The sequence below is a fragment of the Rhizobium sp. P38BS-XIX genome, assembly GCF_012641435.1.
Taxonomy (GTDB): Bacteria; Pseudomonadota; Alphaproteobacteria; order Rhizobiales; family Rhizobiaceae; genus Rhizobium.
In genome coordinates this window covers 168045-183179 of sequence record NZ_JABAIJ010000002.1, presented here as the reverse complement: position 1 = coordinate 183179, position 15135 = coordinate 168045, and the positions used below count along the sequence as shown (strand labels likewise).

Here is a 15135-nt window from a genome sequence, read left to right as displayed (position 1 = left end):
GTCATCGCACGCCAGCCATCATCGGAGACGAATTGTCGGTGAGTTCAAGTTCGACACTTATGGGTTTGTATGCAGACAGTGCCGTACCCACAGCGATGAGAACAGGTTCTTCGTAGCCGATCGCATCAATACCCTCGCCCATCTCCGCCAGTTTTCCGTTCCACGTGCGTTCGTTGGGTCGGCTGACATTGCTGACGATGATGACCGGCGTTGCAGAGGGTAGGCCAGCAGCCATAAGATTGTCGGCAATCTGGCAAGCCGTTCGTCCACTCATATAGAATACATTTGTCGTCCTCGGCTCCGCCAGCGAGTGCCAATCCATGTCAGAGATCATCCCGCCATTACGGGAATGCCCTGTGACATAGCGGACAGATTGCGCATAATCTCTATGTGTAAGCGATACGCCGAGGCGCGATGCCATCGCGCTGGCTGCGGTAATACCGGGAATGACGTCAACAGGGATGTTTTTCTGTCTCAGGCAAGCGATCTCCTCACCCGCACGACCGAAGATCATTGGGTCTCCAGACTTCAATCGGACAACGCGTTTGCCTGCCTTGGCGAGCCCAATCATCATCTCGTTGATGTCCTCCTGTCTGCAGCTAGTGCGGCCGCCTCTCTTGCCGACGAGCATACGGCGAGCCTCTCGACGGGCGAGCTCCAGAACGTCTGCTGATACCAGATCGTCGAAAAGAATGACGTCAGCTGCTTGCAGCGCGCGCACGGCCTTCAGCGTCAGCAAATCCGCATCGCCCGGTCCCGCGCCAACCAGCGTCACGCTACCAACTGTCGGGGTGGCGTCCTTAATCCCGTGAGCGATCTTAAGGAGCTCGCTTTCGGCGTCCTGAGCAGGAACGCCGCTGAATGCAAGGTCGGCAAGCTTCTCCCAGTACGTGCGCCGTTGCCAAGCCGTCGTCAGAAGCTCATTGACCTGGCCTCTGACGGACCGCGCAATGTGAGCCCAGGACTGTATTGCGCTTGACAACAAAGTCTCGATCTTCCTGCGGATCGTCTGCGCCAAAATGGGCGCTGCACCGTCCGTCGAAATGGCGACGACGACTGGGGAACGGTTGACGATCGAACCGAATTGAAACTGGCAATAAGCCGGCTTGTCGATCACGTTTACAGGCACGCCAAGCGAACGGGCTGCGTCGAAGAAGTGACGAGCCTCGACATCACCTTCGATATCCGCGATAGCGAGTTCGGCATTTTTGAGATCGTCTCGCATCCACACCCTGTTGTGATGTCTGAGGGTAGCGCTTGGATGTTTTGGCAGCTTCAGGAACAGCTTTTGCAGACCGTCGCTCACCTCTTCGGCAAACACCTCGACCCGCGCACCGCAGGCCGCCAGCAGCTCAGCCTTCCAGGCGGCGCCATCGGAACCGCCGACCACAACGACGCGCTTTTTCTCAAGCGCCCAAAAGACCGGCAATTTCGAAAGCGGCTCTATGCGCCGCAGATCTTCACTCGGCGGCGGCTGTAAGACATGCATCGATGATCCCCTTAATTTCGGCGCGGCACGAACCGCAATTTGTGCCTGCATTCAACGTCTTGCCGATGGCTTGAACGTTGCGGCAGCCGCTGCGCACGGCGGCGGCGATCTGATTGACGCCGACGCCGAAGCATGAGCAGACCGTGGCTCCCGGATCTGGCTGGTCCGCCCCCGGTCGACCGGCGATAAATGCGAAACGCTTGCGCAGATCCGTATGATCCGCGACAAGCTGTGCCGTCGCCCAATTGCGGGCAACGGCCACGGGCTCGCATGAGAGAAACAGGGCAGCGAGAAGGCGCTTGCCCGAGAAAAATGCGAGCCGCATGACGCCGGCCTGCGCATCGACGTAACCAAGTGGTTCTATGCCTTCAGGAATGGAAAAGATGGTGCGGCACCACGAAATCCAATCCGCCTCGGCTGCATCGAAGGCGAGCTCCATCCGCCATCCGCCATTGGCCCTCGCGATCGCCCAATAGGCTGCGTTGAGGGACGCAGGCTCTGATACCGACAGCGCAAAGCCGTAATGCCTCACAATGAACGGCCGCACAGCGATCGCGACATTCTTCGATGCGGGTTGGCCTGAGATGGGATCCGTCCGAGGTGCCACAACGGCATCGATGCGCCCCTTGGCGGTAAATTGATCGTTCCAATGCATCGGCACGAAGGCACTGCCACGAGCCTGGCGTTCTGTGATCAGCGCCCGAACAACCGCCGTGCCGTACCGGCTCGATATTTCGACGAGATCGGCCGTGACCACGCCAATCTCGGCTGCATCGCTCGGATGCAACTCGGCAAAGGGTTCGGCGATGTGCGAGGAAAGACGGGCACTTTTGCCCGTTCGCGTCATTGTGTGCCAATGATCACGAACCCGCCCCGTATTGAGGATGAACGGGTAGCGATCATCGGTTTGCGTGCGACTGGCGACAGTTATGGGAATAAATCGAGCTTTGCCGTCTGTGTGGTAGAAGCCACCCTGCGCGAAGAAGCGTCCTCCGAATGCCTTGCCCTCCTTTGGCTGAGGCCATTGGAACGGTTGGCAGTTGTCGTAGCTGCTGGAATCCATGCCGGCATAGCCGCCGATATCGAAGTCGCGTGTCCCATCGTTTTCGAATGCCGACAGGCTGGCGTGCTCATCGAAGATCGAAGCACTGGACGAATAGTGAAATGCCTCGGTATAGCCCATGCGACGGCCGACTTCAGCCAGCTGCCACCAATCCGCTCTTGCTTCTCCGGGTACCTCCAGGAAAGCACGCTGGCGTGAAATGCGCCGCTCGGAGTTCGTCACTGTGCCGTCCTTCTCGCCCCATCCGAGCGATGGCAGAAGAACATGGGCATGTCGTGTCGTATCGGTGCTTGCAAGAACATCGGAGACGACGACAAACGGACAGGCCCTGATGGCAGCCTCGACCGCGTTGGCATCGGGCATGGAGACAGCCGGATTCGTTGCCATGATCCAGATGGCCTTGATGTGGCCGTCAGCAATTGCCTTGAACATGTCGACGGCTTTGAGGCCGGAGGTGGTGACTATATCCGGCGAGCGCCAAAAACGCTGGACGCGGTCGCGATCTGCCGCATTTTCGATTTCCATGTGGGCGGCAAGCATATTCGCAAGTCCGCCAACTTCCCGACCTCCCATGGCGTTTGGCTGACCGGTCAGCGAAAAAGGTCCCATACCGGGTCGACCGATGCGGCCCGTGGCGAGATGGCAGTTGATGATGCCGTTGACCTTGTCCGTTCCCGAAGCGGACTGGTTGACGCCCTGGCTATAGCAGGTAACAACCCTTTCCGTCGTGGCAAACAGGCGAAAGAACTCCCGAAGCTGCATCGCAGGCAAGCCGGTCTCGTGCAAAAGCTCACTCCAGGACAGGGCCGCGGATTTGTCAAAGGCGTCGCCGAAGCCGCGCGTATGCTCGGCTATGTAGTTCTGATCGATCGCATTTTCGGCAATCAGATGTGCGAACAACCCCATGAACAGAGCGACATCTCCATCCGGCCGGATTGCGAGATGAACGTCAGCGATATCCCCAGTCATCGTCCGACGCGGGTCTATGACAACGATTTTCATGCTCGGCCGCGCTATCTTGGCTGCGGCCAGACGCTGATAAAGGACGGGATGGCACCAGGCGAGATTCGAGCCTGCAAGCACGACAAGATCGGCAAGTTCGATGTCCTCATATGTGCCCGGCACCGTGTCGGAGCCGAAGGCTCGCCGATGACCGGCCACAGACGAGGACATGCAGAGGCGCGAATTCGTGTCAATGTTGGCCGAGCCGATGAAGCCCTTCATCAGCTTGTTGGCTACATAATAGTCTTCCGTCAGCAGCTGACCTGAGACATAGAAGGCGACGGAGCCCCGGCCGTGCTCGGCAATCGTCTGTGAAAATCGCTGAGCGACGAGGTCAAGTGCCGTGTCCCATTCGACCCGCTGCCCCGATACTTCCGGATAGAGAACGCGCCCGTCGAGATCTATGGTTTCGGCAAGTGCCGACCCCTTCGAACAAAGCCGCCCGAAATTGGAGGGATGTTCGGGATCGCCCCGCACCGAAACTGCGCCGTCTTCGGCGAGCTTGGCGATCACGCCGCAGCCGACGCCGCAATAGGGACAGGTTGTCCTGACCTCCTTCTCCATCATTCGGCCGCCATCATCATGCTTCCAAGAGCTATGGAGAGAGCACCATTCTCGTTGCGAACGGGCAGAGTTCTGACTGCGCCTTGATCGGCGCCGAGGGCCCTGCCCGTTTCGAGCGAGATCACCCAATTGTGCAGCGGACAGGTCACGGCTTTCGCGTGGACGATACCCTGCGAAAGCGCCCCACCCTTGTGCGGACAATGATCCTCGATTGCAAAGACCTCGTTTTCAGCGGTCCTGAAGACGGCGATCTTGCCCCGCGGCGTCTTCACGCAGCGCGCGCCCCTGAGCGGAATATCGGTGATATCGCCGATCGGATGCCAGGTTTCATTTGGCCAGGTCATGTCCATCTCCTCACTCGGCTGCCTGTGGATAGCCGATCGTCGCCATCGGCCTGAACTCATGCTTGTCCTTGCCGGACACGCGCTCCGACCAGGGATCGATCTGAGCAAATGTCTGGGAGAATACGAAGCGATCGTAGTAAGCCTTGCGCCTCTCGCTATCGCTCATGATCTGGCGGCGGATCTCGTCGAGACCGACGCGCTTTGCCCATTTGTAGATACGCTCGAGATAGCGGGCCTGCTCGCGATACATTTGCGTCAGCGCCACGATATGCTCCAGCGCCTCGTCTTCTGTCCGCACGAGGCCAAGGACTTCCGTGCCCTTGATGTCGAGACCGGCGGCACCCGCAAAGTGGATTTCGAAGCCGCTGTCGACGCAGATCACGCCGATGTCCTTGCAGGTCGCCTCGGCGCAATTGCGCGGACATCCAGAAACCGCCATCTTCAGTTTGGCGGGCGTCCAGGAGCCCCACATGAATTTTTCGATTCGGATGCCAAGCCCGGTCGAATCCTGCGTGCCGAAACGGCACCAGTCGGAACCAACGCAGGTCTTCACTGTGCGCAGACCCTTGGCATAGGCCTGACCCGAGACAAAACCGGCCTTGCCGAGATCGGCCCAGACACCAGGCAGATCTTCCTTCTCGATGCCGAGCAGGTCGATGCGCTGGCCGCCCGTGACCTTCACCATGGGGATTTCGAACTTGTCGACGACGTCGGCAATGGCGCGCAGTTCGCTCGACGAGGTGACCCCACCCCACATGCGCGGGACAACCGAAAAAGTTCCGTCTTTCTGGATGTTGGCGTGGACGCGCTCATTGATGAAGCGCGATTGGTAGTCGTCGGCATATTCGTCTGGCCAGTCGCAGACGAGGTAGTAGTTGAGAGCAGGACGACATTTGGCGCAGCCGCACGACGTCTTCCATTCCAGTTCCTGCATGACGGCCGGAATGGTTTTCAAACCCTTGGCCTTGATGAGCCGGCGAACGTCGTCGTGGCCGAGTTCCGTGCAGGCGCACATCGGCTGGACGGCGGCGGGGTTATAACTGTCGCCAAGCGTCAGCGTCATCAGTTGTTCGACCAGCCCCGTGCAGGAGCCGCAGGATGCGGACGCCTTGGTATGGGCGCGTACATCGTCCAACGACGAGAGGCCCTTGGCCGTGATGGCAGACGTGATCTTGCCCTTACAAACGCCGTTGCAGCCGCAGATTTCCGCATCATCCGGCAAGGCTGCAACGGCCGCCATAGGGTCCAGTGGCGCTCCTCCTTGATAGGCTTGACCAAAAATCAGTGTCTCGCGCATATCGGCTATGTCAGCCTGCTTCTTTTTGAGATCGTTGAACCAGGCGCCATCGGCAGTTTCGCCGTAGAGTACGGTGCCGATGATCCTGTTGTCTTTGAGCACAAGACGTTTGTAGACACCGGCCGACGCATCCCGCAGGACGATCTCTTCGCGATCGTCTCCATCGGCAAAGTCGCCCAGCGAGAACAGATCGATACCTGTGACTTTGAGCTTTGTCGGCGTGTCGGAATGAACGAAGGTGGCAGAACTGTCGCCGGCCAGGTGTGAGGCGGCAATGCGCGCCATCTCATAAAGCGGCGAGACAAGACCATAGACCATGCCGCCCACTTCTGCACATTCTCCCAGCGCCATGATGCTGCCGTCCGACGTCTGCATGCCATCGTCGACGACGATGCCGCGATTGACGGTGACGCCGGCATCCCGGGCGAGCTCGACATTAGGGCGGATGCCGACGGCCATAACGACGAGTGTCGCGGGTATGATGCGGCCGTCATCGAGTTCGATACCTTCCACCCTTTCCTTGCCGACAATTGCCTTGGTGTTGGCTTTACAGATGACCTTGATGCCGCGCTCCTCGACAGCTTTCTGCAGCAAATAGCCTGCGGCCGGATCGAGCTGACGCTCCATCAGCGTCGGCATGACGTGGAGGACCGTCACGCTCATGCCGCGGGAAGCAAGACCGGCTGCCGCTTCGAGACCGAGCAGCCCGCCGCCAATAACAACCGCCTTCTCGCGCGACTGAGCGGCAAGCAACATTGCCTGGACGTCGTCGAGGTCGCGATAGGTAATGACGCCGGGCAGGTCCCTGCCCGGAACCGGAATGATGAACGGGACGGATCCCGTGGCGATCACCAACTTGTCGTAGCTTTCTATCACGCCATGATCCGACGTAACGGTCTTCGCGACCCGGTCTATCGCGACGATCTTATGCCCCTTGTAGAGCATGATGCCATGTTTGATGTACCAGCCGTCACCATGGATGATGATCTGTTCATAGTCTTTTTCGCCCGAAAGCACTGGAGAAAGCATTATGCGATCGTAATTGACCCGCGGTTCTGCATTGAAAATAGTCACGTGATATTGGCCGGGTGCTTTATCCAGGAGGTGCTCCAGCATGCGGCCGGGTGCCATGCCGTTGCCGATGATGACAAGTTTCTCGGTCATTGTTTAAAATCCTTGTTTCAGAGTGCGGCAACGGACTGCGCAGATAGGCTGCGGCGCTCGATCTGCCTGACCGACAGATGCATCCAGACGAGCGAGACGATGATGATGGCAAACAGCAGCATAAAGCAGCTGGACCACAGACCGGTCATGTCCTTGAGGAAACCGAAGGCGATCGGCAAGACAAAGCCGCCGAGCCCGCCCATCATGCCGACCATGCCGCCAACCGCACCAATGCTGTCAGGGTAGTAGGCGGGAATGTGCTTATATACTGCCGCCTTTCCAAGGCTCATCACAAAGCCGAGCGTGAAGATGACGACGATGAAGACTGCTGGCCCGACACCGATGGCGGTGCTCGTGGCGGCAGGGACGGACAGGATGAGGGTCGTCGCGGCAGCGACGGCGAACATCACATACAAGACGCTGCGGGCGCCCCTCCTGTCCGAAAGCGCGCCGCCGAAGGCGCGGAAGACACTGCCGGGGATCGAATAGGCGGCGGCAACCATACCGGCTGTTTCGAGATTGAAGCCGTAGACACCAACGAGATAGCGCGGCAGCCACAGCGACAGCGCAACGAAACCGCCAAAGGCAAAGAAGTAGTACAAAGAGAAGCGCCAGACCTGCAGGTTCTTCAAAGGTGCGAACTCTTTTGCCAAGCTCTTTGGTGCGCGCCCGCTTTGCCGAAGATTTCGGTAGGCCGGGTCGTCGGTCGTGGTGAACCAAAAGACGATGGCCATCAGCGCCAGGACACCGGCCCAGATCTGCGCCACGGCGGGCCAACCCCAAGCAAGCAGGACGAATGGAGCCGCAAATTTCGTGACGGCTGCTCCGACATTGCCTGCACCAAAGATGCCGAGCGCCGTTCCCTGTTTTTTCGCTGGGAAGAATGGAGAGACATACGCGATACCGACGGCGAATGTGCCGCCGGCAAGGCCAACGCCGAGGCCGGCAATCAGCATCTGCAGATAGGTGTGAGCATACGATAACAGAAATGTTGCCAGAGCCGCGGCCAGCATGGTGAGCGTGAAAACGAGGCGGCCGCCATAGCGCTCGGTCCAGATCCCAAGCACGATGCGCACCAGTGAACCGGTCAGAACGGGGGTGCCGACCAAGAGCCCGAACGCCGCCTCGCTCAATCCCAGATCCTGCTTGATACGAATGCCGATGATCGCGAAGATCGTCCAGACGGCAAAACAGAGGGTAAAGGCGGCTGTGGAAATCCAGAGCGCCCGGGTGGCTTCGTTGGCAGATGTGGATTGCGATTTCTTGATGACAGACATGGCTTCTCCGAGGCCCGACAAGGTCGCGCCGATCCATCGTTACGATTGAAAACAAAAAGCCGCTGCTCAGGGTGCGCGAACACAAATGTGTTCGCGGTAAACCTGGTCAGCGGCGTTGCTTGAGGCGCCCGTCGTTGGACACCGGATACTATGGCCGTGTTGGCCTATCTATATGGCAAGCAAGGAGCGTGCCAAATACGAAATTGGCGTACTTTTCCGAGTTTTGAGGGTGGCACACAAACAGATCGTCTATCGACGCCGCAAAAGCCACCACGAGCGGCATTAAAAATTGTGCAGTGCTTATAAACTAGGCGCCAATTGGATCGGTTCGCTGGGACGCGATGTAGCTTTCCACGCGATCCGGATCGAAGAGATTGCCGTCGAAAAAGCCGTCCGGCCCCAATGTCAGCGCACCGCTGGAGCCAACGGGCGTTTCCGCTCGCAGCGCTCCTTCGACCTTGGCACTTGCCGAGGGCATGGCAACGCCAAGCGTCTTTAACGCTTCACGATAAATGTCAGGGCGGTAGGTGTTGCCTGCGACTTGCTGATGCGTGGCGCTATGCGCAACCTGCCCCCAACGGACCATTTGGGTATAGAACCAGAGTGCATGGCTCTTCCATGGAAAGGTCGCCGCCTTCGCGTTCGGAACGAAGAAATCTCGAACGGCCCTCATCTCGCCGCCGCCGGTCGGTAAAACACCTGAAAGTGCCGGCAGCAGCAATTCAGCCGGCCGATCGATATAGCTCGGTGCGGCGAGCAAGGTTGCCAACGTCTGGCGGTTCGCAGGATCAGCGCACCACAGAGAGGCTTTGTAGAGCGAGCGCAGAAGAGCCGCCATCGCTTCGGGGTGCGCATCACCCCAGCGGCCATTAACGCCAAGCACTTTCTCGGGACTGGATTTCCAGATCTCGGCCTTGACGGTCGCCAGATGGCCGCCGCGCTTCAATGTTCCAAAGCTGTTCCACGGCTCGCCGGCGCAATAGCCGTCGATCGCGCCTTCCATCAAGGCATCGCCCATATCTGGAGGTGGCAAGACGAGCATGTCGATGTCACGATCGGGTTCGATGGCATTGGCCGAAAACCAATAACGCAGCTCGTAATTGTGGGCCGAATAGGGATGGACGACCGCAAAGCGAAGCTTCTCGCTTAGCCGCTCTGACAGGACCCTGCGAAGCGCGAGACCATTCGTTCGAGCATCGAGATCCGCCGTCGCACCATGCTCGACCATTCGGCGCCAGAGATCATCGGAGACTGTCACGCCATTGCCGCCCAGACCGAGTGCCATCGGCACGATCATGCGCGGAGCCGGTGCAGTCAGCCCGAGATTACAGGCAATCGGCATCGGCGCGAGAATGTGGGCGACCTCGAAATGCCCAACCGCCAGTCTATCACGGATCGAGGCCCAGGACCGCTCTCGCACGAGCGACAATTCGAGATCTTCCTCCTGGGCAAATCCTTGCTCCTTTGCCACGACAAGAAGTGCGCTATCAAGCAGAGGCACGAAGCCGGCGGTAATCTGATGACTGTAGCTCATGCCTCTCCTCGCGGATCTAGCAGGCTTGCAGCCGTAACGAGGCTCTGCGCGATCTCGACAATTTTCTTGTTCTGGTTCATGGCAGTCTTGCGCAACAAGCCATAGGCAGCTTCCTCCGAAAGACCACGGCTCCGCATCAGCAGTCCTTTTGCCCGATCAATCACTTTGCGGTTTTCGAGCTCGCTTCGCGTTTCTTCAAGTTCACGGCTCAGTCGCGAAAATGCGTTGAAGCGACTGATTGCCATCTTCAGGATGGGGCGAACACGCTCCTGCTTCAGTCCGTCGACGATATAGGCGGATACTCCGGCTTCGACTGCGGCTTCGATGGAGGCTTCATCGGAGCGATCGACGAACATGGCGATCGGTCGTCGAACGGCGCGCGATAGCTGGAAGAAGTTCTCAAGCATGTCGCGGTTCGGATTCTCGAGATCGATCACGATCACATCGGGATTGATCTCCGTAATACGCCGAGCTAGGCCGTGCATGTCATCGATGATCGTAACCCGATCATAGCCAGCTTCGCGCAGGCCCACCTCAATGATGGAGGCGCGAATGCGGTTCTCATCGATAACAAGTACATTGAGACTTCCCTGCTTCATCTCAATACCGTGTGAATTTCCAACATCGCCGTGCAACGCATTCTTTCGACGACTTAGAGCGTCTTGCCAACCTCTGTCCAGCCATGGTTTGATTTTGAGCCCGCAATCGCTCCACCAGCCCAAGATTTTTCCGTTCGTCATTCGCCGGTCGGATTTGTTAGGGGCGCTTGCCGTTCAGAATGGCAGCGGATAGGGCGTCAACCGACGTGAACTTCGAAGGAACGAATATCGTGGCTCGGGGTATGCTCGGCTGGCAACATGCTTTCGGCGACACCGATCCGCTTTCCACCGCGCGTTTCGGCACAGGAAACTCCTTTACGGTATCGGGTGCTCCCATCAACAAGAATGTGGCGCTGATCGAAGCTGGCCTGGACTTCAACCTAGCACCAAACGCGATCCTCGGCATTGGCTATATCGGTCAGGTAGGTTCCGGAAGCTACTCACATGGCGCTAACGCGATGCTTAAAGTCAAGTTTTGACCGGCTAGTTATTTAAGACAGGTCAGAAGCTGCGCATCCGGCGCGACTTCTGCTATGGACCTCTCGCCTTGATACCGTTTTGATCAAGAGCAAGACAACGCCTAGCGGCGGGGCCTTTTGCTCCTCAAAGCGTGCCGAGATTAGCGGTAGGTGTTCAATCGGCGCCGAATACAATACCTCTTCGTGCTTGCCGAGCGATGACCTAGCCGAGCCATAGTTAGGTAAAATGGCGACTAACTGCGTTCTCGACAATCTGTATTGCGACATTTTGGCGGCGCTGATGATAGATACGCAGCCCTAAGACCAAGTTATCAAAATCGCCTTTGGCCCAGAAACGAGTAAGGGTTTGGAGTTCGACCACTCTATCCTGCAGTACCCCGTCCTTATGAACACGATAAGGCTGCAACCTATCGCTCACGTTGCCGCCATAGGCGATGTAGGCCTCCTGGCCGGTCGCAAGAAAAATGGAGCGGAAAAATTTCCATGTCAATGCAGCGGTGAGATCGAGGTATTCACCCATCTCGACATCCACCGTCCTGTGCGATAGGCCGGATCGAACGATATTAACAGCGTCAACAACAAGCACCTCGTGAACGTGATACAGCGCCTGCAGCTGCGGTCCACTCAAACGCGGCACGTAAAATCCCTCACCGTCCGAGCGCTCCAACATATTCTGTGCTGCCAACCTGTGAAGAGCGACGACAACAGGAGTTGAACTGATATCGAGCATCCGCCCAATGTCGCGCGGGGTAATATGCTCCCCCGGCTTATAGTTTCCCGCAAGAAGTTCAGAAGTAAGTCTGTCGTAGACGATCCGATCGAGGGCGAGTTTAGGGGTCATCAGCTTCCAACATGTCCTCGCTCGAACTGAGCTGTTACTCAGTGCATGCGGCAATAATGGAGTCAAGTTGCATAAGGCACCGCTCATTAAATTTATGATATCCCCATCCCCAATTCACGGTGCATTCGAGCAGAGTTATCGGGTGGCAATCGAGTAGATCGTGCCCGAGCATACAAGAGGCTATGTCGTCATGAAGATCGCCGCCGAGGTCCTAGCAGCCACGTTGGCCCGCCCCGTTCATGACGCCGCCAGATAGGGCACGCTAACCGCTCCGATCCTTCGTCCGAAGCTGATCATCCTGAGCCTCGTATCTGTCGAAAAGACACAGTCCGCGACAAATTGCGTCCACAGGCCCGTAGATCCGCTCTCAAGCAAAGGCCGCATCGGTGGCCGGAACAGTCTTCGCCTGACCAAGAAATGGAGCAATCTCAGAAACTTGTTCAACGGAACAAAGGCCTTGGTTCCGTGACGTCAGCCGGACGGGCGCCTATTTTCCGGTCCGTCATCGCTCAAATGCTCGCTCCGCCGGCTGAACGTCGCCCAACGCGGCCACGGGCGCGATGATTTCATAAAGGATACCCGACCGGCGGTAGTCGATCCTGGCCTCTCCCCGCAGCTCCAGCTTGACCGTATCCTCAATGATTCTCGAGCCGAAACCCTTGCGCTTGGGTGCGACAACCTCGGGGCCACCCATCTCACTCCAATAGAAGTGCAACGTCGGGTCACTTTCGCGCTCGATCTCCCACGAGATTGTCACCGACCCCTGCGATGAAGTCATCGCGCCGTATTTTGAGGCATTGGTCGCCAGCTCATGCAAGGCGAGCGATAGTGCTGAGACAACCCTCGCCCCGACTTCAACGCGCGGTCCGGCGATCTTTATGTTGCCGCCGTCGAATGGAGCGAGCGTCTGTTCGACGACGTCCCGAAGCGTTGCACTGCTAAAGCCTTCCTTGGTCAAGAGATTTTGGGCAGTCGACAAAGCCTGAACGCGGCCAAATGCCAACGTGCGCGCTTCTTCGATAGTCGTCGCCGAGCGAAGTGATTGGGCGAAGACCGATTGCGCCATGGACAGCGAGTTCTGTACGCGATGATTAAGTTCGCGTGCAAGGAGCTTTCGGTGCTGCTCATCATGCTTACGAGCCGTGATATCAAGCGAGATGCCTGCCATCGATGTCGGCGCGTCGGTCAAATCGCGGTCGACCTGGCCGCGAACCTCGATCCATCGCTCCTCGAGAACCGGGGTGTTTATCCGATACTCGACAACGAACTCGCCATTCCCTGCGATCGCTTCCTCGACCGCCAATTTCCACCTTGTCCGATCGGATGGATGGATGGCTTGCTCCAAGTCCTCGTAGGAAAACGTGTCCTTGGGGGAGCGGCCAAAGTTCGTCTTGCAGTGGTCGGAGGCAATGAGCCTTTTCGTTGCAAGGTCGAGTGTCCATACACCCATGCCCGCGGCTTTCAGGATAAATCTAAGCCGGTTCTCCGTCGTCGAAAGATCGAGCATTCGACGCTCGATTTCGGTTTCCAGTTCGCCATGAGAAACTTGCAACTCGGTCACGCGGTTTCTGTCGGGAGAGACATCAAACTGGGATGCAAAAAAATGACGAAGCTCACCGGCTTCATCGAAAACTGGAGAGATCAGCAGACGGTTCCAAAAGGTTGAACCGTCCTTGCGGTAATTCAGGAGATCAAGCTCAATCGGTTCCCGCCGCGCGATAGCGTTACGGATGCGGGTGACATCGTCGCGGTTCGTGCCGAGCCCTTGGAGCAATCTGCAATTGTTCCCCATGACTTCGTCACGTGAATAGCCGGTGAGCCTTAGGAACGCGTCGTTGACGAAGATGATCGGGTTATCGCGCTGATGTGGATCGGTAATGAGCATCGGCATGCGTGTCGTGCGAACGGCGGCAGCGAATGGATCGCTTGACGCCGCCGTTTTGTGAATTTCTCTATCGATTCGATCATCTTCAGTCTCGGTCATTACGCTCCGCCACTACGCCGCTATCGGCAGCTCATCATATCGTAAGGAAAATCAGGTTGACCGCGTCGGAAATGCGCCCGTCGTTTGGTGGATAAAGAGCACAACCTTTGAATGTCAGACTTAGTCTAAAGTTCCGTTCGAACCAGTGTCGTCGGATAACATCTGGTCTCATGGGACAGGTGTCTAACGATATGCGCAATTTTCATGCTCCAAACCGACAAAATCTGATCCCGCTATTCATGTCGTTGAAGTAAGCCTTCAGTAGGACAGGTTCCGGCTTCCGTTAGACAGACGACTTTTGGCGCTCGGCAAAAAGCTCAAGGCCCCGCCGTAATGAAGCGAAGAGGAGCTGCTCACGCGATCCAGCTGGTGGCGCGCCAAAGACGTTAATCGCCGATGACAGGGCAATGGATCCAACAGGTTACGGCCTCTCATATATTTCTAATCAAGTGCCTCTCGACTTCTACAGTTCCGCGCCAAGGCCTCTTCCGCCGACACCAGTGCCATCGAAGCGCCGCTCTAGAATGACGTCCGTATCATACGAATGCGTTCGCATCAGCCTGGTGAGTTGCTCGCTGCCGCAATAAGCCATCGGTAACACCGTTTTGTCGCTTGCCTCAAGGCTGACTGAGATTCTCTCGTGTCCGAGAATGGCCGCTCGGCACACCTGCTTTCGAGATTACGGGGTAGATCCGGGTCGAGACGAGCATTGCGCCACAACAATCGCGAGACCGGATCCTAGGGACGACAACTGTATCGATCGACGTCGCAATGGCGTCCGAGCTTGTCTTATAGTCACTGCTTTTGCCAAGTGCGGACACGGTGCACATCGTGGCGAAGTCGACCGCTCGGACCATGGCGCTGAAAGCGAATCAGCAAGGCGACCGGACGACCGAACACAGCGAGCACCAATGCATCTAACCCTGAAAGCGGCTCGTTAGAACGACATCGTCTGACTGGGCGCCAGGTGCGTCATCACCTGTCGTATCGAACTCCGCAATAGCGTTGGCAAGATGGTCGGCAACCCTTGCCTGTCCCGCTTGACTGGCAGCGAAATGCGCTGCTTCGCAAAGGCTGCGGACATTTGCCTTCAAAACGCTCTCTTCCGCTATCGGCTGTACGACCCCGGCGTAGTGGGTCGCGCCACCATTCCGCCCCTTGAAGCAGCGGCCAAATGCCATAACGTCGATAGGAGGGCCTTGCCGCTGGACGATTCTATAGTCCTGTTGACAGGGTCCTCCACTCAGGATCGTGTCATGAATCGACTTGGCTGCCCGGGCTCGATCGTCTGGATGGATCCGATTGAGAAAAGTCATCAGCGGCAGTCCGCGCTCAGCCTCATGGGGGTCGATCTCGAATATACGCGCTAGAGCCTGATCAGCAAAGAAAAGATCGCTATCCACATCCCAAGTAAATACACCGACGTGCTCCTGTCCGTGCTGTTCCACAAGATGTCGTGAGTAGACTTTCGTGATCTGTGCCATGGTTCCCCGCCTTC

The 15135-nt window shown here is 57.6% G+C and carries 11 protein-coding genes; 1 reads left to right on the top strand and 10 read right to left on the bottom strand.

The features are described from left to right. Window position 1: 1 nt before the first annotated feature. From cysG to HGP17_RS09935, 7 genes are all read right to left on the bottom strand, one after another. On the bottom strand, window positions 2–1489 hold the full coding sequence (gene cysG, locus HGP17_RS09965) for a siroheme synthase CysG (RefSeq protein ID WP_168808460.1): 1488 nt from the start codon (window positions 1487–1489) through the stop codon (window positions 2–4). Then, window positions 1461–4118, bottom strand: coding sequence for a nitrate reductase (locus HGP17_RS09960; protein WP_168809094.1), 2658 nt, complete (start codon window positions 4116–4118; stop codon window positions 1461–1463). Before HGP17_RS09960 ends, cysG begins: the two co-directional genes overlap by 29 nt. Beyond that, entirely contained in the window at window positions 4118–4462 is a 345-nt protein-coding gene (gene nirD, locus HGP17_RS09955) for a nitrite reductase small subunit NirD (protein ID WP_168808458.1), read from the bottom strand. Before nirD ends, HGP17_RS09960 begins: the two co-directional genes overlap by 1 nt. A 10-nt stretch (window positions 4463–4472) precedes the next feature. Continuing rightward, window positions 4473–6923: a nitrite reductase large subunit NirB gene (gene nirB, locus HGP17_RS09950; RefSeq protein ID WP_168808456.1), complete on the bottom strand. Its 2451-nt coding sequence runs from the start codon at window positions 6921–6923 to the stop codon at window positions 4473–4475. A 17-nt stretch (window positions 6924–6940) separates the two neighbouring features. Further along, the gene (locus tag HGP17_RS09945; protein WP_168808455.1) at window positions 6941–8200 is read right to left on the bottom strand and encodes a nitrate/nitrite transporter; all 1260 of its coding nucleotides are present in this window, start codon (window positions 8198–8200) and stop codon (window positions 6941–6943) included. 307 nt (window positions 8201–8507) lie between these two features. After that, on the bottom strand, window positions 8508–9734 hold the full coding sequence (locus HGP17_RS09940) for a CmpA/NrtA family ABC transporter substrate-binding protein (RefSeq protein ID WP_168808454.1): 1227 nt from the start codon (window positions 9732–9734) through the stop codon (window positions 8508–8510). Further along, entirely contained in the window at window positions 9731–10333 is a 603-nt protein-coding gene (locus tag HGP17_RS09935; RefSeq protein ID WP_168808453.1) for an ANTAR domain-containing response regulator, read from the bottom strand. The genes HGP17_RS09940 and HGP17_RS09935 overlap by 4 nt, the downstream gene beginning before the upstream one ends. Window positions 10334–10512: 179 nt before the next feature. Here HGP17_RS09935 and HGP17_RS09930 point away from each other — a divergent pair, with 179 nt between their 5' ends. After that, a complete protein-coding gene (locus HGP17_RS09930) occupies window positions 10513–10812 on the top strand; it encodes an autotransporter domain-containing protein (RefSeq protein WP_281412752.1) in 300 nt (99 codons plus the stop codon). Between the two features lie 217 nt (window positions 10813–11029). On the opposite strand, the gene HGP17_RS09925 is transcribed toward HGP17_RS09930, so the two are convergent. From HGP17_RS09925 to HGP17_RS09915, 3 genes are all read right to left on the bottom strand, one after another. Continuing rightward, window positions 11030–11653, bottom strand: a complete 624-nt coding sequence (locus HGP17_RS09925; protein WP_168808444.1) for a GntR family transcriptional regulator — start codon at window positions 11651–11653, stop codon at window positions 11030–11032. A gap of 502 nt (window positions 11654–12155) precedes the next feature. Next, on the bottom strand, window positions 12156–13637 hold the full coding sequence (locus HGP17_RS09920; protein WP_168808442.1) for a PAS domain-containing protein: 1482 nt from the start codon (window positions 13635–13637) through the stop codon (window positions 12156–12158). Window positions 13638–14554: 917 nt separating this feature from the next. Beyond that, entirely contained in the window at window positions 14555–15121 is a 567-nt protein-coding gene (locus tag HGP17_RS09915; RefSeq protein ID WP_168808440.1) for a PAS domain-containing protein, read from the bottom strand. Window positions 15122–15135: the final 14 nt, after the last annotated feature.

Excerpts from the sequence above, each read along its gene's own strand:
- nirD (WP_168808458.1), bottom strand. The coding sequence starts at position 4,462 with ATGACCTGGCCAAATGAAACCTGGCATCCGATCGGCGATATCACCGAT.
- HGP17_RS09925 (WP_168808444.1), bottom strand. The coding sequence starts at position 11,653 with ATGACCCCTAAACTCGCCCTCGATCGGATCGTCTACGACAGACTTACT.
- HGP17_RS09915 (WP_168808440.1), bottom strand. The coding sequence starts at position 15,121 with ATGGCACAGATCACGAAAGTCTACTCACGACATCTTGTGGAACAGCAC.
- HGP17_RS09940 (WP_168808454.1), bottom strand. The coding sequence starts at position 9,734 with ATGAGCTACAGTCATCAGATTACCGCCGGCTTCGTGCCTCTGCTTGAT.
- HGP17_RS09945 (WP_168808455.1), bottom strand. The coding sequence starts at position 8,200 with ATGTCTGTCATCAAGAAATCGCAATCCACATCTGCCAACGAAGCCACC.
- HGP17_RS09960 (WP_168809094.1), bottom strand. The coding sequence starts at position 4,118 with ATGGAGAAGGAGGTCAGGACAACCTGTCCCTATTGCGGCGTCGGCTGC.
- HGP17_RS09930 (WP_281412752.1), top strand. The coding sequence starts at position 10,513 with ATGGCAGCGGATAGGGCGTCAACCGACGTGAACTTCGAAGGAACGAAT.
- HGP17_RS09920 (WP_168808442.1), bottom strand. The coding sequence starts at position 13,637 with ATGACCGAGACTGAAGATGATCGAATCGATAGAGAAATTCACAAAACG.
- HGP17_RS09935 (WP_168808453.1), bottom strand. The coding sequence starts at position 10,333 with ATGAAGCAGGGAAGTCTCAATGTACTTGTTATCGATGAGAACCGCATT.
- cysG (WP_168808460.1), bottom strand. The coding sequence starts at position 1,489 with ATGCATGTCTTACAGCCGCCGCCGAGTGAAGATCTGCGGCGCATAGAG.
- nirB (WP_168808456.1), bottom strand. The coding sequence starts at position 6,923 with ATGACCGAGAAACTTGTCATCATCGGCAACGGCATGGCACCCGGCCGC.